Origin of the sequence: Rickettsia rhipicephali str. 3-7-female6-CWPP, assembly GCF_000284075.1 — a bacterium.
In the GTDB taxonomy this organism is placed as follows: domain Bacteria; phylum Pseudomonadota; class Alphaproteobacteria; order Rickettsiales; family Rickettsiaceae; genus Rickettsia; species Rickettsia rickettsii.
This window is the reverse complement of the sequence record NC_017042.1, coordinates 636,060-658,107: the sequence shown is the minus strand read 5'-3', so window position 1 is coordinate 658,107 and position 22,048 is coordinate 636,060. Positions and strand designations below refer to the sequence as shown.

The following is a 22,048-nucleotide window of genomic DNA, read 5'->3' as shown; positions in this document are numbered from 1 at the left end:
CACGGCAATCTCATCAAATATCCTGAGATTGCTTCGTCAATTACTCCGTAATTTCCTTGCAATGACGGAAATACTGTTATTACCTCACACTATTAATATATATATCTCTAGCTTTTCTTAAAATTTTATCTTCAAGCGTGATAGCAAGATTTGAGGTGTTTTCATTAAGTACCCATTGTTTATTTTTAAGCATTTCTTCAAATACTGTCACTTCGATTGAATCAGGGCTTATTACATCGTCTTTAATAAATATATTTATTTTAAATCGAAAATTAGAATTAGAACGTGGGCTATACCATTCCGTAATAATCACGCCGCCGTTTGAGTCGGCTGATGCAAGAGGAGCAACACTTATAGTCTCTAATGCTGCTTGCCAGAGATATTTATTAACTGAACCTCCTACAGCTTTAGTAGATTCATTCTTAACCCTACCCGGTCTAAAAACTAATCCTTCTTCACCTGCTATAGAACCTACTTCGTCCCATTTCTGCTCTCGTTCTGTTTTTGGATAATCACCCGCTAAGATACTAGTACTTATTGCACTAAGTATAATTACAAAAAATAATCCGATAATTTTCTTCATAACCAATATTTAATTAGTGTGCTTGAGGGAAATAATAGAGAAGCTTTAGCTATTAGTCAAAAATTATTTCTTCCCACCGTTCTTTGGCATTGTTATATGGCTCAAAAAACCCACTCGATGTCATGCCCGCCTACGCGGGAATGACATAGGGCAGATTCAATTATTTCTCAGAAATAAATTCAAAACGCGGAATATTTTTGCCGTGTAATAAAACCTTTTCATTAAACATTTCAAGCGGCCTTACCCAAAGCTGGAAATTATCATATAATACTTTATAAACTACTCACTCTTGCAAAGTTTCAGTATATTTTGTAGTATCTATAACTTGATATAATTTTTCTTTGTAATGCTTATATATTCCGGTTCTCATAAAACTTACACCTTAACAGGCATGACGACAAAAATATCTTTAGGATTCTCAGGAAATTTAATAAGTACCGGTGCTGAAACATCTGAAAAATATAGTTCTACTAAATCCGATTTCACTGCTTTTAAGACATCTTCCAAATATTGCGGGTTAAAGCCTATAGCTAAAGACTCATCACTATTATATTCATAAAAACTTTCCTTATCTTGTGAAGAATTAATAACCTCTTTTGCGTTACCTCTTGCTTCACCAACGGCACTAATCTCTAAGGCTTCACGAGATAACGATAATTTTACTGCTCTAAATTTTTCAACGGTTATTATCGCTATCCTTTCTATACTATCTGCAAATATTTTTCGATTAATTACTAATTTTGAGCTGCTGCTTTCCGGAATAAAAGCACTATAATCAGGGAAAGTACCGTCTATAAGCTTTGATAGCATAATAGTATTTTCGTTACATATAAATTTAATCTTATTGCTACTTAATAAAATTTCTATATCTTCATTTATATTTTTAGGATCTTTAACGATTTTTAAAATTTCCTCTGCACTTTTTTGCGGTAATATAACTCCAAAATTCTTTATTTGTGTTTCTAATGTTACCCATGAAATCGAAAGTCTATGCCCATCGGTACTTGCCGAACAAAACTCTTTGTCTTTTATATGTAAATAAACACCGTTTAAATTATAACGAGTTTCATCTAAAGAAATCGAAAATTTTGTCGATTCGATTATTTTAGCAAAATCCGTGCAGGAAATTTTAAAACTTGCTTCAGGATTAATACTATCCATTGCAGGAAAAGAACTAACCGGCAAAGTAAATAAATTAAATTTACAATTTTTTCCTTTGATCTCAAGTCCCGTTGTACCACGATCTGTTAATGTAAGCTCGGAATCCGGAAGTTTTCGGACTATATCATTTAGAGTTTTCGTAGAAACGGTAAATTCACCTTCACTTACTACCTGTACTGCTATTTTTTGACTTAAGTACAAATCCATATTAGTAGAACTAAGCTCTAGATTGCCGTCTTTTGCCGATAATTTAATATTTGCATATTCAGGTATTACATTACGTTTTTCAACAACGGAACTTGCAAACCCTAGGGACTGAACTAACGTTTTTGTTTCAACTATTAATTTTAACATATCGTTATTCTCTTAATGTTCCTTGAAATTTTTGTGAGATGGTAGCAACTAAATCTTTACTGAACGAATTTAAATCAGTATCAGATAACGTCCGATCATCTGCTTGTAGCTCTATTTTAACCGCTATAGATTTTTTACCTTCAGGTAATTTATCACCGCTATAAATATCAAATAATATAACTGATTTGACAAGCTTTTTATTAAAATTATTTATATATGATATTATTTCACCGACTCTATGATCTTGATCAACAATAAATGCGTAATCTCTAAAATTAGCTTGGAAATCCGATACTGCAAATTCGTCTCTTTTACCGAATTTAGCTTTTATCAACGGTAAATTCGTAATATTTAGCTCGAATGCAAATATTTCCTGATTAATATCGTAATATTTCAAGATTTTAGGGTGTATCTGCCCAAAATGACCTAATAAATTTTTACCAAGCCCTATATTTACTGCTCTAGTTGGATGATAATATTGTGGCAATGCTATCCCATTTGTTGCTATACATTTATCTATAGATAGTCCTGCATAATCAGCTACCAACTCTAAATCGCCTTTAAGATCAAAAACATCATAGCTTCGTCCAAGCGAATGAGGATTTTTATTATTATATGAACCGCTTATAATTGCCGTCAAATAAGTTGCTTCCGTATTTAAATCTATAAAACTTGGTCCAACTTCAAAAAAAGCCATATCTTTTATAGAGCGTGCTAGATTTTTACTTACTATACTTAACAAATTCGGCAGTATAGTAGGACGCATATAATTGTCTCCTATGCTAATAGGATTAAGCAAAAATAATTCTTCTTTTAATTCAGCAAACAACTTTGCATCTTCACTACTCATAAAAGAGTTAGTTACTACCTCATCATAGCCTTTGCTTGCTAATATCCTTTTAAAACTAGATATTCTTTTATGCTCTCTTAGCTTATTATTATCTTGGTCTAGTTCGGGTAATTTTATACTCTCTATTTTATCATAACCGTAAATACGAGCGATTTCTTCAGCTATATCTTCTAAAATAGTTATATCGTGACGCCAAGAAGGAGCTATTACCTTTATAATCTCACCTTTAACATCCGTAATAAATCCTAGTTTATTTAATATGGCTTCTATCGCTTTGATATTTAGTTTAATTCCTGTAATTTTTTCTAAATAACATGCTGAAAAATCTAAAGTTTTTTTTTGTGACTCTTTTTCACCGACTTTCACTACTTCCGATACTTCACCGCTTCCGCATATTGACAAAATAAGATTAGTTGCTATGTCCAAAGCCTTTTCCGTAAAATTTCTATCGATATTACGCTCATTACGATATCTAGCATCCGTATCAATTTGGAATCTTCGCCCGCTAGCTGCAACCATTTTAGCATTAAAACAAGCAGCCTCAAGTATTATATTAGTCGTACTATCAGTACAACTACTATCAGCCTCGCTAATGACACCGGCCAGACCTTGAATACCGTTTTCATCTTTTATAACTAAATCATTTTCGGTAAGTAAATATTCTTTGCCGTTTAGGGCGTGGCATTTAGCTATGTCATTGCGAGGCTGCAAAGCAGCCGTGGCAATCTCATTTTGTTGTCCTGAGATTGCTTCGTCGCTACGCTTCTCGCAATGACGTGCTACAGTAATTCCCCCTTTTATCCTATCTGCATCGTAAGCATGCATCGGCTGCCCAAAGCTATAGGAAATATAATTTGTTACATCCACTAAGCTTGAAATAGTTTTTACCCCAACATTTTTTAATAATTTCCGTAACCAATCAGGGCTTGGTTTATTTTTTAAATTTCTTATCTCTCTAAAAGTAAATAACGGACAGGCTTCTTTATCTTGCACGTTAAGCTTCATTTTAGAAAAAAATGTACTCTTTATTTCCGAAATTTCTAGCTCTTTAAGTATTCCTATTCCTTTAGCTGCTAAATCTCTTGCGATGCCGTACACTCCAAGTGCATCACCACGATTAGGAGTAACGTTAATAACAAATATAGGATCATCTAAACCGTAATATTTAGTAAACTTCTCTCCAACTACGGCATCTTCAGATAGCTCTATAATCCCTTCAGACTCTGAAGCTAGCAGTAATTCCTCTTCAGAGCAAAGCATACCACAGCTTTTTTCGCCTCTAATAACAGATTCCTTAATCTTAAATTTACCGTTTGGTATTTCTATTCCGATATTTGCAAGTACTACTTTTATACCTGCTCTTGCATTACGCGCACCACAAACTATTTGCAGCATACCACTTTTAGTCTCAACATTACAAAGCTTTAATTTATCAGCTGACGGGTGAGGTTTAATATTTGTAATATACGCTACTTCAAACTTTTGTAACTCCGCCGCTTTATCTATCACCTCTTCCACTTCAAGGCCAATAGCTGTTAGGGCTTCGGCAATTTCAGTAACTGAAGCCGATGTCTCTAAAAATTGTTTTAACCATGATAACGTAAATTTCATTTCGTAAGCCCTCCTGCTAAATTCGGTATATCAAAGCTCCCAAAATTATAATGTTTAAGCCAACGCATATCTCCTTCAAAAAATTGTCTTAAATCTTTGATATTATATTTTAACATTGCAAAACGCTCTACTCCAAGCCCAAAAGCAAAACCTTGATACTCGCTGCTATCGATACCAACATTTTTAAGCACGTTTGGATGAACCATCCCGCAACCGAGGACCTCAAGCCATTTATCGTTTTTATTCATCCGAATATCAACTTCGGCAGAAGGTTCGGTAAATGGGAAAAAGCTGGGTCTAAAACGTAATTCAATATTAGAATTTTCAAAAAAGCTTTTTATAAATGCCGTGATAACATATTTTAAATGTCCCATATTGATATTTTTATCAATAACAAGCCCTTCTATTTGGTGGAACATTGGCGTATGCGTCATATCCGAATCCGATCTATAAGTCCTACCCGGTGCTATAAACCTAAAAGGCGGTTTGCCGTTTTTCATAGCTCTAATCTGCACTGTTGAGGTATGAGTACGTAATAACAGCGGCTTATTATTTTCCTGACCTTTCAAATAAAAAGTATCATGCATTTGCCTTGCGGGATGATCATCTTCAAAATTGAGAGCGGTAAAATTATGAAAATCATTCTCAATATTCGGTCCGTTTTCTATAGTAAAACCAAACTGCGAAAATACTTGTATTAACTCCTCACTACATTGTGTTATTGGATGAATAGAACCTTGTTTATATCTCCGTGCAGGGATTGTTAAATCAATTTTATCGGCAGCAAGTTTAAAATTTAGTTCCTGCTCCTCTAAAATTTCTTCTTTTGCTTTTATTATATTCTGTATTTTATCTTTTAATTTATTGATTTTTAAGCCAAATTCTTTACGTTCCTGTTCATTTAAACTACCTAATTTTTTAAGCTCACCGGTCACTATACCGTTCTTGCCTAAAAATTCTACTTTATATTCTTGCAGAGCTTTTAAGTTTTGTACTAATAAGATTTTGTCCTCAGCAAGCCTTAATATTGTTTCTATATTTTCCATGATTGTTTTTTGTTTTTGATTTTTTATTGTACGGTAGAACATCATTGCGAGGAGGCATTGTTGCGTGGACCTGTTTATCCGTGTCATTGCGAGGAAATTGCATAGCAATTGACGAAGCAATCCAGTTAAAAATTCTGATTTACAGAATTTTTTTAATTATTTTCTGGATTGCCGCGTCGCCTACGGCTCCTCATAATGACGTTAAATCAACATACACTTCATATAATTCTCTTCTATCCCCACCAACTTCGCTTTAAATATCTGCCCTATTTCTAAAGGTTTATCTAGCTTTACCGGAATAAAATTTTCGGTATGGGCAATATTACTATTCTCTACTAATAACTCCACTCTCTGTCCTATATATTTTTTAAAGAATTCGGTCAACTGGTTTTGCCCTTCTTGCCTTAAAATTTCTGCCCTTTCTTTTCTTATATTTTTAGGTACTTGTGGCATACGTGCTGCAGGCGTTCCTTCTCTTTCCGAATAAGGAAAAACATGTAAATATTGTAATTCCGCTTCTGAAATTAATTTTCTTGTATTTTCAAACATTTCATGGGTTTCAGTCGGGAAACCAGCTATAATATCCGCACCAAAAGATACTTCCGGTCTTATTGCCCGCAGCTTCCGACAAAACTCTATTACGTTTGCTCTATTATGACGTCTTTTCATACGTTTTAATATCATATCGTCGCCTGCTTGCAAGCTAATATGAAAATGCGGCATTATCCTTTCACTATAAGCTATAAGCTCAAAAAGTTCATCATCTATTTCTGCAACATCTATTGAAGATAATCTAAGCCTCTTTAATTCAGGGACTAAATTCAACACTCGTTTAATCATTTGTGCGAATGTTGGATTTCCCGGCAAATCACTACCGTAAGCCGTGACATCGACACCGGTAAAAACTACTTCTTTAAAGCCGTTTAATACCAAATGCTTTACCTGCGCTGCTATAGCTCCTATTGCTACTGATCTACTTTTTCCTCTACCATAAGGGATAATACAGAAAGTACAAAAATGATCACAACCGTTTTGTACCTGAATAAAAGCACGAGACTTACCGTCAAAGCTACTTACTAAATGACTTGCCGTCTCTTTCACCGACATTATATCGTTAACTGTTATTTTTGCATCGGTAATTTGGTAGTAATTAGGTAATAACTTCTCTTCATTACCTATAACTTTGTCAACTTCCGGCATATTACCGTACATTTGCGGACTTGTTTGAGCACTACAGCCGGTAACAATAATTTTTAAATCAGGATTATTTTTTTTAGCCTTGCGTATAGCTTGTCTTGCTTGTTTCTCAGCTGCTTTAGTTACCGCACAAGTATTGAATATTGCCACATTATCGATACCCGACAATTCCAAGTTTTTTCGTATTATCTCACTTTCGTAAATATTAAGTCTACAGCCAAATGTTACTACGTCTTGTCTTAAATTATTGCTCACAATAATATTCCCCACGTGCTACAAGCATAGCTGCCCCTTGCATTATTATATTACCGTTTTCTTCTTTCATAGTAAGGTTACCGTGCTTAAAGACTATAGTACTTGGTGAATGGATAAAACCGAGCTTTAAACCGGCAGCAAAACTACCGCAAGCTCCGCTTCCGCAAGCAAGCGTTAACCCTGCCCTCCGCTCCCAAACGGATAAATAGATTTTATTATCTTTTACTTCAGCAAAATTAACGTTTACTCCATCTGCAAATAATTCCTTAGCCTGCAATTTTTCACCGACAATTTTTTGATCTTGAGGTTCTAACTTACTAAAAATAATCAAATGCGGATTACCTATATCAACGCAAATAGTTTCCTTTAAATCAATCATATAACGCTCTGCAAATGCCCAAACTTTATCACGACTTGGCATCCAAGCTTCATTAAAACTAACGCTTCCTACATTAACGCTAATATTATTTTCATCATTGACATTACATAGCAATTTTTTATTGCCTACCATTACAGTAATATCTTTCTTTCCCGTATCAAGATAAATTAACTTGGCTAAACATCTTGTAGCATTACCACATAATTTAGCACTAGAGCCGTCTATGTTATATATAATCATTTCATAAAAATCATTATGCTCTTCATAAATAATAAACTGATCGCAACCGATACCTGTATGACGCTCAGCCATATTTTTTGCTAACTGCGATAAATCATATGAACTTGATAAATCTCTTTTGTTAACAATAACAAAATCATTACCGAGACCATGCATTTTTACAAAATTAATTTTACTAATCATAATGTTTTACATATTAGGAAATTGTATTATAGCAAATTTCTTGGAATTTGCTATAATGAAGTGATGATATATAAAAATATAGACTATTATGCTAATTTCACGTTTCTTAGACCCTAAAAATCACTATGCATTTTTTAAAATTTTCGGTACAGAAAAAAATAAGGATATACTTACTCATTTTCTAAATGACATTTTAGGTTATACGGGAAAAGAAGTAATTACCGAGGTTACTTTTTTAAAAAAAATCTAAGATCACAATATCGCTGCTTATAGACAATCTATAGTTAATATATTATGTAGAGATAAATACGGTACTCAATTTATTGTAGAGATGCAGGTCAGCAAACATTCAGGTTTTGGAAAACGAGCTCAGCTTTATGCAACAAAGGCCTATTCAAGACAAATAACAAAAGAAGATGAAGATCATAAAAAATGGCAGTATATGCAAAACTTCGAGGAGTAATATTCTTAGCTATTGCCGATTTTATTTTATTGCCCGATAAAAAAGATTGGAGATCAGATCATAGATTACTTGATACTAAAACTTATGAGAACGACCTACAAGATTTTTATTTTATCTTTTTAGAGCTTGAGAAATTTAATAAAGAATTAGATCAATTAGAGAACCTTCAAGAAAAATGGGCATATTTCTTTAAACATGCACATGAAAGCACTCTAGAAGAAATGGAGAATTTGATAGTCATGATTTTATTATTAAAAAAGCTTTTTATGCTTTGGATCAAGCTAGTTGGTCTGAAAAAGAGTTAAATACTTATGAAAAAATGATAAAAACCGAAATGGATAATCTAGCCGTAGAAGAGCAGAAAATTATGGATGCTGAAACTAAAGGGGAAACCAGAGGGAAAGCAAGACAAAAAATTTCTATAGCTAAAAAAATGTTAGCAAAAAATAAACCTTTAGATAAAATTATAGCTTTTACCGGTTTAACAGCAAAAGAAATCGAGCAATTAAAGTAATGAAAATCCTTAATATTATGCTAAGTCGTGACCTTGGCGGCATTCAACAAGCATTTTTAGATTATAGCACTGCTTTAGAGATGCAAAAAATTGAGGTTATAAATATCACTTCTTACAAGGCAAAAATAAATTCCTTTCTACACAAACAAAGCTTAAAACTACCTAATATAGTACCGTTTGATTTACTCTCGGTACTTATTCTTAAGTATATAATTCATAAGACTAAGCCCGATATAATTATAGCACACGGTAATAGAGCAATAAATTTTAGTAAATTTGCTAAATCACAAAATATAAAATTAATCGGTATCGCTCATAATTATAGTTTAAAAGGACTACGTAAATGTGATTTTGTTATTGCCTTGACTCATCATATGAAAGAATTTTTACTAAAAAATAACTTTGCCGAATCTAGGATATGCATCCTACCGAATATGATAAATATTGCTAAAGACTTTATTCCAAATAAAACATATAGAAAACCTGTCGTAATTGGTGTACTAGCAAGATTTGTAGCTAAGAAAGGTGTTGATGTTTTTATTAAAGCTATCAAAATTTTAAAAGAAAAAAAATATGATCTTCATGCAGTTATAGGTGGAAGCGGCGAGGAAAAAGATAATTTAATTGCTTTAGCACATAAACTTAATTTACAAGATCAAATATCATTTACGGGATGGGTTAACAATAGAGATAAATTCTTTAAACAAATAGATATTTTCTGCTTACCGTCTCTTCATGAACCGTTTGGAATTATAGTGCTTGAAGCAATGGAGGCAAGCGTGCCTATCGTTAGTACAGATACTGAAGGGCCTGCAGCAATCTTAAGCGACATGCAAGACGGGCTTATTTGTAAAGCCGGCTCTGCTGAAGATTTAGCAGAAAAAATTGTCTATCTAATAGAGAGCCCTATAAAAGTAAAAGAATTTTCTAAAAACGCCTACCTTACTCTCAAACAAAATTATGACATTAAAGTTGTTTCTGAAAAGTTACAGCATATTTTAGAAAGCTTCAGATAAGATGAATTTAAGGGTGATCCTACACAGCGTATAAAAATACGTGAGTGAACACAAGCGAATCCTGCAAAATTCACTTATATCAAGCTTTCTAAAATATGCTGTAGCAACATTATTACGTAATTATAAAAATAGTTAGTTGAAAAAATAATAGTCTATATGACATAGCGGTTTAAAGATTCATAGTTTAAAGATTCATAATTAATATTAAGTAATATGAATTTATTTTAATGAACCTACTCGATGAACTTCGTATGCCGATTTTTCATTTACTTAAAATATATTCTAGTTTTATCGATTTTATCATTTCTTCTATGTGGTTGTAATACAAAACACGATAATATTCCCCCTAAACTCTCATTACCTACTACTTGGAATAATTATTCTCTAGAACAAAATAATAATGCATCCTCCAAGTGGTTGCTGCAATTTAACGATCCGGTGTTAAATAACCTAATCGAAGAATCTTTAACCGGTAACTCCGATATTGAGCTGGCAATGAGTAATGTGCTAGCAGCGAAAGCATAGCTTAACCTTATTAATTCTTATAGATTTCCATAAATCAATTTACGAGGCGGAGCAAATCGTAAAGAAACAAAAGCACCGAATGAGCCGAAATTCTCTAATAATTTTGGGCTAGCAAACGTGCTTAATTACGAGCTGGATTTATGGGGGCAGCCGCCAACGCTAGCGCATCGGCTAAAAAAAACTTTTCTTGCAAGTAAGTATAGCAAGGCAGCGGTACGTTTATCGGTTATAAGTAACGTCACTATAAGTTACTTTAATCTTTTAGCATTAGACAAACAAATCTATCTAACTGAAAAGCTAATTGAGGCTCAAACGGAAATTTATAAATTAAATCAGAAATTATATAATCTTGGCGTAGGTGATTTAATATCGGTTAGTGAAGCTGCTTCCGAACTTGCACTTACTAAGTTATCATTGCAACCTTTAAAACAACAAAGACATGAGCAGGAAACCGCTTTAAAAATTTTAGTAGGTAGAATTCCTGAAAATATAGTAAACGGCTTAATTTATCGTGATAAACCAATAGATTACTTCCCTGCTCTACCGGTATTACCTAAAATATTACCATCAGAGCTTTTAGAGCAAAGACCGGATATTAAAGCCGCAGAGCAGACTTTACTAGCAGCAGATGCAAACTTAAAAACAATAAAAGCTACTTATTTTCCATAAATTTCTTTAACAGGCTTATTAGGATTCGGTAGCAATAAACTTAATACTCTGTTTACTAACTCAGCTGAGACTTGGCAGGTAGGCAACAACACAGCAGGACCTATTTTTGATTTTGGCAAATAACAATGCTTAAAACAATAATGCGGAATTTGATATTGATAACATTACCAATACTAATTATTAGTGGTTTAGGCAATAAAACATCATCATAAAAGCAGTAAACAAATCACTATAGCAGCTCCGGTTGAGGTAACACAAGTTATCAGACAAGACGTACCTGATGTGATAGAACTTGCAGGAGTAGCTGAAACTTACCAAAGCGCCGATATTCAACCTTAAGTTATGGGCTAAATATTAAGTGTAAATTTTGATGACGGACAAGAAGTAAAAGCAGGTGATTTAGTATCGCCGGATTTTGTGAGTCTAGTAACTATAAATACTATCTCGCCTATTTATGTCAGCTTCTCCGTACCTGAAAAATATCTCGATCGTATATAGTTCCGTCTAAAGCCATGCAAACTAACGATCAAGGTCCTTATGTATTTGTTGTCGATCAAGATAATAAAGCCGTGGTCAAGAATATAGATATAGTGTTTTCTAATGATGATTTTATTGTTATTAAAAGCGTTACAGATGAGGGAGAAACGGTAATCACCAACGGACAGCTACGATTATCTAACGGAGCAGAGGTGAGTGTTAGGGGAGGAGTAGTGTCAAATCGTCATTGCGAGCAGGCGTCATTGCAAGGAAATTACAAAGTAATTGACGAAGCAATCTTAGGAGTTTGTCATTATTTCATGAGATTGCCACGCTTCTTACAGTCGCTCGCAATGACAATATGTATGACGGAAAAAATCCATAAAACAGGAAAAAAATAATTAGGTATTTCAGAAATATTTATTAAGCGTCCGGTTCTTGCTACTTTATTCATGGCAACTATTTTGCTGTTTGGAGCATTCGGCTATAGGCTATTACCGGTAAGCGTTTTACCTGACATCAACTGCCCAACTATTCAGGTTTCAGTAAGCTTGCCTGGAGCTGACCCTACTACTATGGTATCTTCAGTTGCATTACCGCTTGAAAAACAATTCTCGACGATATCAGATATTGACTCGATGAGTTCGGTTAATAGTAACAGTACTACTCAAATTACTTTGCAGTTTAATTTAGACCGAGATATAGATGCAGCGGCACAAGACGTACAAGCAGCTACCGAACGCCTTACCTACCCCGCCCTCATATCGTAAAGTAAATCCTGCCGACGTACCTATATTTTATTTATCTTTAACCTCTGATACTCTCCCCCTTATATACCGTGGACTATTACGCCGAAACAATTATGGCTGAGCGTTTATCTATGCTGCCGGGTGTTGCACAGATACAAGTTTACGGCTCACAACAATATGCAGTGCGTGTGCAGGTTGCCCCTGTTAAAATGGCAGCAAATAATATAGGGCTTGACTAAGTATCAAACATTATCAGCTCTGCTAATGTTAATTTACCGACCGGAGCTTTATACGGTAAAGATATCTACTCAAGCATTAGAGCCCCTGGACAATTACAAAATGCTAAAGAATATAATGAGTTAATATTAACTTACGCGAGTTTCGTATTAATATTAAATTCTATTTTGAATCAGCGTGACGGACTATCTATTTGTAGATTCAAGTAGTATAGAGGTATGCAAGAAATATCGTATTTCAATGCATAAAGTGTTTGCTGGTATAGCAGCACGTGGTGCAACAACAAAAGGTTGGTTCTATGGACTCAAACTACATTTAATAATTAATAGAGCTGGTGGTATAAGTTAAAGCATCTTTTAGTCCTGGTAATAAGGATGATAGAAAACAGCTAGAATTGATGATAAAAAATCTTTTTGGTAAAATATTTGGAGATCGTGATTATATTTCACAAAAATTATTTCAACAACTTTTAGAGCAAGGAGTTTTTATAGTAACTAGAGTAAAGAAAAATATGAAAAATAAGCTTATGTCTATGTTGGATAAAATATTATTGCTTAAAAGATCATTGATAGAATCTGTTTTTAGCAAAATTAAACTATTGAGTAAGTTTGAGCATTCAAGGCATAGATCAGTTACAAATGCCTTTGTTCATATGATTGCAGCACTGATAAATTATCAAATGTCTGATAATAAACCTTCTATTACATCTCTCTTGCTAGCCTAAATTCTATGTTCTATTAATTCGAAACTCGCGTTAACTTATAAAAACGGTAATCCGCTTTTTCTTAAAAATATCGGGAAAGCCATTGATAGCGTAGCTAATAATAAAATCGCCGCTTGGTATAAGGATAAGCCGGGGGTAAATACTTGCTATTCAAAAACAACCGGATACTAATACTATTGAAATAGTCGACTCTATAAAAGAAGTATTGCCGTTGCTTCGCAGGCAAATCCCTGAGGACATTAATATTAATATCATGTTTGATAGGTCAATTTCTATCAGAGAATCGGTAAATGATGCCAATTTTACTATGCTACTCGCTTTAATACTCGTAGTGATTGCTATATTTCTCTTTCTACATAACTGACGGTCCGTGATTATTCCGACTATTGCCCTTCCTTTATCAGTTGTCGGTACTTTTGCCTTTATGTATCTATTCGGTTATAGCATCGATAATATGTCTTTAATGGCTCTAACGCTTGCGATGGGTTTTGTCGTGGATGATGCAATAGTAGTGCTTGAAAATATCACACGACATATGGAAAAAGGCGAGAGTAAAATAGCAGCATGTATTAACGATACTAAAGAAATAGGATTTACTATCGTCTCAAGGACTTTATCCCTAATGACGATATTCATCCCAATATTATTTATGAGCAGAATTTTAGGGAAGCTACTGCACGAACTTGCCGTTGTTATTACTACCGCTATTTTGCTTTCGGGAGTTATCTCGATAACCGTAACTCCTATGTTATGTAATGTGTTTTTGAGGGATCGTCATTGCGAGGAACGTAGTGACGAAGCACGCTCAGGGCAACCAACCGAGATTGCCACGGCGTCTTTGACGCCTCGCAATGACGACCTACCACTAACCGAAAAAGCCTTTGAATATGTCAAACAAAAATATGGTAGCAGTCTAAAAACAGTAGTAGAGCATTCAAAAACTACTATGCTTATATTTCTCTTAGTAATCATCGCAACGGCTTATTTATTTGGGAAAGTACGCAAAGGCTTTATGCCTGATTCCGATACGGGACAAATCTTAGTTTTTACCGACGCCGCTCAAACTATTTCTTTTGATGCGATGGTGCAAGAACAGCAACAAGTAAGTGATGTATTACTTAAAAATCCTAATATAGATTCATTTTCCGTAGGTGTTTCAGGTGGAAACTCTGCCGTAAATCAGGGTACGATTTTGATTAGCTTAAAACCTCGTGATCAAAGAATAGGAGCTGACGCCGTTATAGATCAGTTACGTTCAAAACTAAATCATTTAGTAGGTTTAAGGGTATATATCCAGAACGTACCTACTATTACGATCGACGGACAAGCAACCAAAAGCCAATATCAATATACTATGCAAGAACTCGATCAAGATGTGCTATTTAGCTTTGCACCGAAATTAAAGGACAAGTTCGCACGGCTGCCAGGTTTTATTGACGTAACTTCGGATTTACAAATAGCACAGCCACAAACTTTAGTGCAGATTGATAGATATAAGGCTGCAAAACTCGGTATATCAGTCGAGTACGTCCAGAATATCTTATATGCAGCTTACGGTGCTGAGCAGATTTCTACATTATATACCACCCCAACAGCTCAATATGACGTTATTTTAGAGCTAGATCCTAAATATCAAACAGATTCGTCAATGTTATCTTTAGTCAATATTAACTCCGCAAGCGGCAATTTAGTACCGCTAACTACCCTTGCTAAAATTGTTAATACTGTTGGCCCACTTAGTATTTCACATTTCGGGCAATTACCTTCAGTTACGGGGTATCATTTAACCTGCAAGATGGATATTCAATTAGTGATGCCGTTCCAAAAGTTAATCAAGCAATAAGAGAGTTACAAATGCCGGCTACGATTACGGGAAGCTTCCAAGGAACAGTTCAGGCATGTCAGTAGTCTTTTTCCGATCTTGGCTTATTGCTTGAACTTGCCGTTATAGTTATTTACATCATCCTTGGCATGTTATATGAAAGTTTTGTGCATCCTATAACTATACTTTTAGGACTACCTACCGCTATATTTGGAGCATTACTCACTCTACTAATATTTAATAGCGAACTTGATATGTACGGATTTGTCGGACTTATAATGTTAATCGGTATAGTGAAGCAAAACGCTATCATGATTATTGATTTTGCCTTAGAACTTGAAAGAACTGACAATAAATCTTCGCATGAAGCAATTTATGAAGCATGTATAATACGATTCAGACCGATTATGAGGACTACCCTAACTGCCTTAATGAGAGCTATGCCTATTGCTCTTGGAGTCGGAGCAACAGGAGCATAGAGAAGATCACTAGGGCTTGCAGTAGTAGGAGGTTTACTCACATTGCAATTACTTACTCTTTACATCACACCGATAATTTGCCTATATTTAGAAACAGCTAAGAAATGGTTAAAGCATAGCAATTATAAAGCTGAAATTAGCAATCTATCCGGAATTAAATTGGAAATCTTAATGTTGTTGTATGGCGCGAGAAACTCGTTTGGTATTATACCGTGGCTTGACCACAATATCCAGAAAAACAACTAAAAAATACTAATATTATTAGTATTTTTAACTAAACCCCGTGGACAAGCCACAGCGTGACAGTGGTATCAAGCTTGTTCAGTATTCGGCGTCGTTTTCTCTTCTCCAGTAACCGTAATTTCATCACTATCATAATTAAATGTGTCCGTTGTAGAAGGAGTAGACGGTACAGACGATGTGCTTACTAACTCAGAAGACTTTTGATCTAAATAGTCTCTTACTTCTCGTTTACCAAGCAATTCCATAGCATCATTTTTATTACTTTCTTTTATATATGCTTCAGGAATATATGCCTTAATATATTCCATATCATATGCGTTTTTTAATAAATAAGGTGATACAAATTCTAGTATGTCCTTACCGCTTCTTTTATAATTAGCAAATGAGTAAGCAACACAAATACCGTAGTCACTTAATAAATGCTTGTGTCTTGTCTGTTGAATGTTGTTTTGCAGATTCCATAGCTCTTAAAGCATATAATATCTGTTCTCTTGTTGTTTGAATAGAAATATCATCTGAAGCCATCCCGTAAGCTTTTTCAAGCTCTTGATCTTTAAAATGTAATTTTTATTCTTTTATTTCAGTAACAATAGGGTTTTGAAGGCCTTTTATAAAGGTAAGACTAGCAGTACTTGGCTGAGAGTTTACTTTTCATATTATACCTATTAATAAATTGAACATATTTCTATATTCAAATATTAATTTTTATTAATAAATAATAATCTTACTTAAAAAATAATAAACCTATTGATAGTGATAAATATATCACATCAGAGATTGCTGTATATATCTAAAGACTAAAGATTTCAGCTCTTAGCTAAGAATAGGCTTATTATATCGAACAAGCATTACTGCCGTTATCATCATCTTCACGAATAAATTTTTGCTTTACCTTAGAATTGTTATTATACGGCTTACTATTTTTTACCGGTGGATAATTTACAGGCTCATAATTCGTAACGGGCGGAGCATAATTTTGATTTACTACAGCATTTGGACAAGTATATTTTGATATATCACGCTTAGTTTCTCTAAGCATGGCTTTTATCTGATTTAATTCCTCTTGTATCTTTTTTTCTTTCTCGCTATCGTCTTTTCTAACCTTTTTATTCGCTCTCCTTAAAGTCATATCATCATCGGATTCAGCGAAGCCGGCTTCTGCTTTTTGCCTTGCTATATCCCTTTTAATCATCTTAAGATACATTTCACGATTTCTCTTTACAGGATCGATTCTTTCTCCTCTTAAAGGACTATCATCGCTATCATAGTCATCATCATCGTCGTTATCATAATCAAGATTATCTTCTAATATATTCTTTTTAGCCAAAGTAATATATTTATTATTATATACAGGTTTTCTCTTGCCGCCTTTAGCACCTTTGCTATCAACCAATCTGTTATTTGCTGATCTTTGAAAATAGCTTCTAAAATTATCTGTACAAGCTGAAAGTAAAAACATTCCTAAAAATAATATTATAATTTTTTTTAACATATATAACATATATTTATATTATTCCAAAACTTTTATTAGACTTCCTATACAACTTAGCTAATAAGGAGGAATTTGTAGGATACACGGAACACAGCACCGCAGCGTACGCTTTGGTACGTGAGGATGCGAGAGTACCGGATCAACGCACAAATTACCCTTAGAAGCAAGTTATGCAGAAAGTCTAATATGATTAATGCCACATAATAGCCAAACTTGCAAGGAATAAAGAGCCGAACTGCTATGTGCTTAATTAAATTATTGTTATTCTGAGGTATTTTTGGTCTTGTTATATGTCTTCCACCCTGTCATTGCAAGCGACTAAAAGGAGCGTAGCAATCTCAGGACTTTAGCACGAGATTGCTTTGTCAAAACTTACAATCTTTCCTCGCAATGACGGAAAACAAAATCTAAATCACCTCTTCTATTAGGTTACTTAATAGCTTATGCCCTTCTTTTCTTCTTTTTAATAAATTTTGTGAAGCATCCTCTAATATTTTTGGATTACTTATCAAATCGAGTATTTTATCTGCTAATTTTCCTGCAGAAATATTATTCTGCTCTAAACACCATCCTGCGTTTTTATCTTCCAATAATTTTGCATTGTAATATTGATGATTATCCGCAGCACTAGGCAGTGGAATAAAGATTGCCGGCAACCCTATATAGGTCAATTCTTCTATAGTAGATGCTCCTGCTCTTGCAATCACTAAATCGGCTTCTTTATATTGCAATGCCATATTATCAAAAAATTCAGCAAATTCATAAGTAATGTTTAATTTCGAGTATATATCTTCTATTTTTACTTGATCATCTAATGCTGCTTGCTGGATTATATTTAATTCAAGACTTGGCTGTTTTTGCATCACAATTTGGATACTTACAGGTATCAGCTCTGAAAATAACTTAGCTCCTTGACTACCGCCAAAGATGAATATTGTAAAAAGCTTATCATTCCGTGGCTTGACCACGGAGTCCAGTGCTTTTATTAAAGACTTTTTGGACCCCTTGGTCAAGCCACAGGACGACATTTCTATAACCTTTAATTCCCTAATATTCTCTCTAACTACCCCACCGGTAACTACTATTTTACTTTTCGCAAATTCCGGTAAATTCTTTATTTTTTCATAAGAAATAGCTATCTTTTTAGCAAAGCTTGCAAAAAATTTATTAACTTTTCCAAGGTAAGAATTCTGTTCATGAATTATAATCGGTACTCTTAAAAAAATTGCCGCAAACATTGGAGCTATAACAGGATAACCGCCAAACCCTACAGTGACGGCAGACTTCATATTATATAATAATTTAATAGCCTTTAAAACTGCAATTGATAACCTAGGTAAAAACAAGAAAATATTACCTGAGCGTTTTAAATCTAGGATATGAAAAATTACTTTCATATCCTGCTTTATATATTGTTTGCATCTTAAATCAGTAATAAAATGAACTTCATAGCCACGTTTAATTAATTCTTCTCCAAGAGCAACTGCCGGAAAAAAATGTCCCCCCGTCCCTCCTGCTACCAAAATGATTTTTTTCATATTTCAATATTACGAATTTTGTACGAATTTAACGGCGTTCGGTGTCTTGTAAAGCCAAGAAGCATACCGGTAGCGATAGCTATTGCAAACGTTGAAGAACCACCGTAACTAATAAACGGTAATGTCATACCTTTAGTAGGAAGTAAATGTAAAGTCACGCCCATATTAATTATTGCCTGAAGCCCTAATTGTGCAATTATACCGCTAGCAGCGAATTGTACAAATTTATCTGTTTCGTTTAATAACTTAATAAGACTTCTTAATACTATAAAAGCAAATATACCTATAACAATAAGACAAATAATAGCTCCAAACTCCTCACCTGCTACAGCAAAAATAAAATCCGTATGCGAGTCAGGTAGTACCTGCTTTACTGCCCCCTCCCCTGGACCTCGTCCATATAACCCGCCATGCTCAAAAGCCTTAAGAGACTTACTAACTTGATAATTCTCGCTACTATCTGGATCTAAAAACGAATTAATTCTTTGCGTTACGTGCGGTAACCAAAAATAAGCAATAGTTCCTCCTATCATTCCTAAAAAACCGGCTAAAACAATCCAAAATATCGGCATACCCGCAATAAACAGTTGAATACCGAAAACTGCCGTAATCATTACAAGCATTCCAAAATCCGGCTGAATAATCAAGAGAATAGCAACAATAGAATAAAGTATTACACAAATCGTAAAACTTGGAAAATCATCATTAAATTTTAGCGATAATATCCAGCCCGTAACAACTGCAAAAAACGGTTTGATAAATTCCGAAGGTTGAATAGATAGACCTAGAATATTAATCCATCGCACTGCGCCTTTTACTTCATAGCCAAAAAATTTAACTGCTATTAATAAAACTATACTAGCAATAAATCCAACTATTGCAAAACGCCTTAACCATTTTTTATTAAGACATGAAAATAATAATATAAGTCCTGAAGCGGCAGCTAAATAAAATATTTGTCTAGATGCAAAATAACTTTCTTCAAGACCTATTCTACTTGCTACTGCTGAACCTGAGGTAGTAACAAGCATTAGACTAAAAGCAAATAAGATAATTAAAGAAATTATTATTTGCCTATCGGTACTCCGCCACCATAATTTTATAAAGTTATTAGATATTTCGTTATTCATATTATAGTTATGCAATTATGGCTATATTTATAATGTTATTGCATGGATCGGAAAACACCCTCGATGTCACCCCGTGGCTTGACCACGATATCCAGAAAAACAATAAAAAATACTAATATTATTTAGTATTTTTAACTAGACCCCGTGGTCAAGCCACAGGGTGACAGGATACTACACAATTTTATAAACAACTCGCCACGCTCTTCAAAATTTTTAAACTGATCATATGAGCTACAACTAGGTGCTAACAAGATATTTTTTACCTCCGCGTTATCACCTACTGCATCCTTATAAGCAAGATCGAAAGCCTGCTCAAGATTATCACATATTACAAAATCTACTATATTCTTAGCAGTATTTGCAAATATTTCTTTAGCTTGACCATAAAAATAAGCTTTCTTAATTTGACTGAAATAAGGCTTTATTTCCTCAATACCACCCTCTTTAGGGATTCCTCCCGCAAGCCAGTAAATATTATCGAGTGCTTTAATTGATTGCACGGCAGATATGGCATTTGTCGCTTTACTATCATTGTAAAAACTTATATTATTTATACTACCGATATATTGCATTCTATGAGGTAAACTTTGAAAACTACTTATAGATTCAAGTATTTTTTTAGGTTCTACTCCTATTATTTTAGCTACTGCATAACTTGCTGCAATATTCTCACAATTATGAACTCCTTGCAGGTTTTTATTAAAAGGTACAGCATAATGCATAAAGCTTGATACAAGCGAATTTTGTAGGTCTCGCCTGTGTTCACGTATTTTTATACGCTCTACAGGCTCACCTTGAAATTCATCTTGTCTAAAACTTTCTGAATTACGCTGTAATTCAAAACTTATATCATCAAAAAAATTAGCGCTAATTTTATCAGCAACTACCGAAATACCGTTTTCAAGAATTTTAGTAACCGAAAAAGGAATTAGCTTTATACGCTGCTCTTGCTGCAATTTTATAAAGACTTCACGACAATAATCATTATCGATATTAATTACCGCATAACTCTCTTGATCCATTCGATCAAAGATCTTAGATTTTGCTGCAATATAGCAGGTCATATCCTGATGTCTATCTAAATGGTCGGGAGTTATATTAAGAAGCACAGCTATTTTAGCTGTAAAGGTTTTGACTAGATCTAGCTGAAAAGAAGACAATTCAAGTACATATCCATCCTTACTTGCTTTAGCTTGCAAAGCAGAAACTCCAATATTACCGGCAACCGGATAGTCTAAACCGCTACTATTTAAGATATGGCTTATTAAAGCAGTAGTAGTACTTTTACCGTTTGTACCAGTTATAGCTATAAATTTTAAGTTTTTTGATTTTGCAAATAATAAGTCTATATCGGAAGTGATTGGAATATTAAAAATTTTTGCAATATTGACTATCTCATGCGTTAAAGGAATTCCAGGACTTAAGACAATTGTATCTAAATTTTGCCATCTTGAATCAGATAAAGCAGCGATAGCGGCTTTATTATATAATTCTTCAAATATATCTCTATTTGCTTTTAAATCATCATAAACAATTACATCATATTTATTTTGCAATTCCTCGTAAACCGATATACCGGTTTTACCAAGTCCAAAAACACCTATTTTTTGTTTTGTATGAGAATTCATGAATTAATTTGAAAGAACATTGCAGTCTTAGTATTCAAGAACAGGTATATGAAGATCAACTTCAAAAAGAGCAAGGAGTTTACAATTCGAGGAGCGGAGCGTATACTTAATACGTGAGCACCGCAGATCTTGTAAAACGACGTAGCCAATTTTTGAAGTTGATCGAGTATACTAATTCATGTCCTGCATTAATGCTTGTTCACCTTCATTAAATTCACCTTGTCCTTTTACATTACTGTAAGTTGTTTTGCTATGCCCAGGATCAGGTAAATAATAATGAGGCGGAACTTCTAGTGCTTTAGCACGCTGTACTTGATACTCATTAGGTCCAGCTGTTGATATACCTACGGTTTCTTTTAACTTTTTACTACAAGCAGAAGTAATTAATAAAACAGTAAATAATAAAAAAATTTTTTTCACTTAAACACCTATAAATCTAAATTATAATAGACTCCTTGCAAAATAAACTTCTAGAGGTAATTT

The 22,048-nt window shown here is 34.0% G+C and carries 19 protein-coding genes and 5 pseudogenes; 11 read left to right on the top strand and 13 right to left on the bottom strand.

Translation table 11 applies throughout. From position 1 onward, the window contains the following. Window positions 1-79: 79 nt before the first annotated feature. The 7 genes and pseudogenes from MCC_RS03590 to dapF all read right to left on the bottom strand — a co-directional run bounded on the left by MCC_RS03590 (window position 80) and on the right by dapF (window position 7,859). On the bottom strand, window positions 80-583 hold the full coding sequence (locus tag MCC_RS03590) for a DUF3576 domain-containing protein (protein ID WP_014408576.1): 504 nt from the start codon (window positions 581-583) through the stop codon (window positions 80-82). Between the two features lie 160 nt (window positions 584-743). Then, a pseudogene (locus MCC_RS07925) lies at window positions 744-953 on the bottom strand (DUF1653 domain-containing protein). Between the two features lie 5 nt (window positions 954-958). Continuing rightward, window positions 959-2,098 carry a DNA polymerase III subunit beta gene (gene dnaN / locus MCC_RS03580; RefSeq protein WP_014408574.1) on the bottom strand — a complete coding sequence of 380 codons (1,140 nt, stop codon included), beginning with the start codon at window positions 2,096-2,098 and terminating at the stop codon, window positions 959-961. A 4-nt stretch (window positions 2,099-2,102) separates the two neighbouring features. Beyond that, a complete protein-coding gene (pheT, locus tag MCC_RS03575) occupies window positions 2,103-4,559 on the bottom strand; it encodes a phenylalanine--tRNA ligase subunit beta (protein ID WP_014408573.1) in 2,457 nt (818 codons plus the stop codon). Beyond that, window positions 4,556-5,605: a phenylalanine--tRNA ligase subunit alpha gene (pheS, locus tag MCC_RS03570; protein ID WP_014408572.1), complete on the bottom strand. Its 1,050-nt coding sequence runs from the start codon at window positions 5,603-5,605 to the stop codon at window positions 4,556-4,558. Before pheS ends, pheT begins: the two co-directional genes overlap by 4 nt. Before the next feature lie 201 nt (window positions 5,606-5,806). After that, window positions 5,807-7,072, bottom strand: a complete 1,266-nt coding sequence (mtaB, locus tag MCC_RS03565; protein WP_014408571.1) for a tRNA (N(6)-L-threonylcarbamoyladenosine(37)-C(2))-methylthiotransferase MtaB — start codon at window positions 7,070-7,072, stop codon at window positions 5,807-5,809. Continuing rightward, entirely contained in the window at window positions 7,047-7,859 is an 813-nt protein-coding gene (dapF, locus tag MCC_RS03560; protein ID WP_014408570.1) for a diaminopimelate epimerase, read from the bottom strand. The genes mtaB and dapF overlap by 26 nt, the downstream gene beginning before the upstream one ends. Before the next feature lie 88 nt (window positions 7,860-7,947). On the opposite strand from dapF, the pseudogene MCC_RS11660 reads away from it, so the two are divergent. The 10 genes and pseudogenes from MCC_RS11660 (at window position 7,948) to MCC_RS10850 (ending at window position 15,534) form a co-directional block, all read left to right on the top strand. After that, a pseudogene (locus MCC_RS11660) lies at window positions 7,948-8,836 on the top strand (Rpn family recombination-promoting nuclease/putative transposase). Beyond that, complete coding sequence (locus MCC_RS03545; protein ID WP_014408567.1) at window positions 8,836-9,852, top strand: glycosyltransferase family 4 protein; 1,017 nt, start codon at window positions 8,836-8,838, stop codon at window positions 9,850-9,852. The pseudogene MCC_RS11660 and the gene MCC_RS03545 overlap by 1 nt, the downstream one beginning before the upstream one ends. 240 nt (window positions 9,853-10,092) lie before the next feature. Beyond that, the gene (locus MCC_RS09490) at window positions 10,093-10,377 is read left to right on the top strand and encodes a hypothetical protein (RefSeq protein WP_196793008.1); all 285 of its coding nucleotides are present in this window, start codon (window positions 10,093-10,095) and stop codon (window positions 10,375-10,377) included. Between the two features lie 117 nt (window positions 10,378-10,494). After that, on the top strand, window positions 10,495-11,046 hold the full coding sequence (locus MCC_RS03535; protein WP_014408565.1) for a TolC family protein: 552 nt from the start codon (window positions 10,495-10,497) through the stop codon (window positions 11,044-11,046). 512 nt (window positions 11,047-11,558) lie between these two features. Further along, window positions 11,559-11,924, top strand: coding sequence for an RND family transporter membrane-fusion protein (locus MCC_RS10250; RefSeq protein ID WP_014408564.1), 366 nt, complete (start codon window positions 11,559-11,561; stop codon window positions 11,922-11,924). Window positions 11,925-11,975: 51 nt separating this feature from the next. Continuing rightward, entirely contained in the window at window positions 11,976-12,293 is a 318-nt protein-coding gene (locus tag MCC_RS10865) for an efflux RND transporter permease subunit (RefSeq protein WP_050987080.1), read from the top strand. A gap of 92 nt (window positions 12,294-12,385) precedes the next feature. Further along, complete coding sequence (locus tag MCC_RS10860; protein WP_269208669.1) at window positions 12,386-12,511, top strand: hypothetical protein; 126 nt, start codon at window positions 12,386-12,388, stop codon at window positions 12,509-12,511. Window positions 12,512-12,658: 147 nt separating this feature from the next. Beyond that, window positions 12,659-13,233: pseudogene (locus tag MCC_RS11655) on the top strand (IS982 family transposase); the annotation flags it as partial. A gap of 139 nt (window positions 13,234-13,372) precedes the next feature. Next, a pseudogene (locus tag MCC_RS10235) lies at window positions 13,373-15,076 on the top strand (efflux RND transporter permease subunit). An 86-nt stretch (window positions 15,077-15,162) separates the two neighbouring features. Next, window positions 15,163-15,534, top strand: a complete 372-nt coding sequence (locus MCC_RS10850; RefSeq protein ID WP_196792975.1) for an efflux RND transporter permease subunit — start codon at window positions 15,163-15,165, stop codon at window positions 15,532-15,534. A gap of 311 nt (window positions 15,535-15,845) precedes the next feature. Here the strand turns inward: MCC_RS10850 and MCC_RS09465 are convergent, their stop codons facing one another. Both MCC_RS09465 and MCC_RS03490 read right to left on the bottom strand, forming a co-directional pair. After that, window positions 15,846-16,085: a hypothetical protein gene (locus MCC_RS09465; protein ID WP_014408561.1), complete on the bottom strand. Its 240-nt coding sequence runs from the start codon at window positions 16,083-16,085 to the stop codon at window positions 15,846-15,848. 524 nt (window positions 16,086-16,609) lie between these two features. Further along, window positions 16,610-17,269 (bottom strand): hypothetical protein, encoded by a 660-nt coding sequence (locus MCC_RS03490; RefSeq protein WP_014408559.1) that lies wholly within the window; start codon window positions 17,267-17,269, stop codon window positions 16,610-16,612. 35 nt (window positions 17,270-17,304) lie between these two features. Between MCC_RS03490 and MCC_RS07885 the strand changes: the two are divergent. Then, window positions 17,305-17,441 (top strand): annotated as a pseudogene (locus MCC_RS07885) (palindromic element RPE1 domain-containing protein); the annotation flags it as partial. A 235-nt stretch (window positions 17,442-17,676) separates the two neighbouring features. On the opposite strand, the gene murG reads toward MCC_RS07885, so the two are convergent. From murG to MCC_RS03470, 4 genes are all read right to left on the bottom strand, one after another. Then, the gene (murG, locus tag MCC_RS03485) at window positions 17,677-18,807 is read right to left on the bottom strand and encodes an undecaprenyldiphospho-muramoylpentapeptide beta-N-acetylglucosaminyltransferase (protein ID WP_014408558.1); all 1,131 of its coding nucleotides are present in this window, start codon (window positions 18,805-18,807) and stop codon (window positions 17,677-17,679) included. After that, on the bottom strand, window positions 18,804-19,937 hold the full coding sequence (ftsW, locus tag MCC_RS03480) for a putative lipid II flippase FtsW (RefSeq protein WP_014408557.1): 1,134 nt from the start codon (window positions 19,935-19,937) through the stop codon (window positions 18,804-18,806). Before ftsW ends, murG begins: the two co-directional genes overlap by 4 nt. A 131-nt stretch (window positions 19,938-20,068) precedes the next feature. Next, window positions 20,069-21,565 carry a UDP-N-acetylmuramoyl-L-alanine--D-glutamate ligase gene (murD, locus tag MCC_RS03475; protein ID WP_014408556.1) on the bottom strand — a complete coding sequence of 499 codons (1,497 nt, stop codon included), beginning with the start codon at window positions 21,563-21,565 and terminating at the stop codon, window positions 20,069-20,071. A gap of 171 nt (window positions 21,566-21,736) precedes the next feature. Next, window positions 21,737-21,985, bottom strand: coding sequence for a DUF3035 domain-containing protein (locus tag MCC_RS03470; RefSeq protein WP_014365878.1), 249 nt, complete (start codon window positions 21,983-21,985; stop codon window positions 21,737-21,739). Window positions 21,986-22,048: the final 63 nt, after the last annotated feature.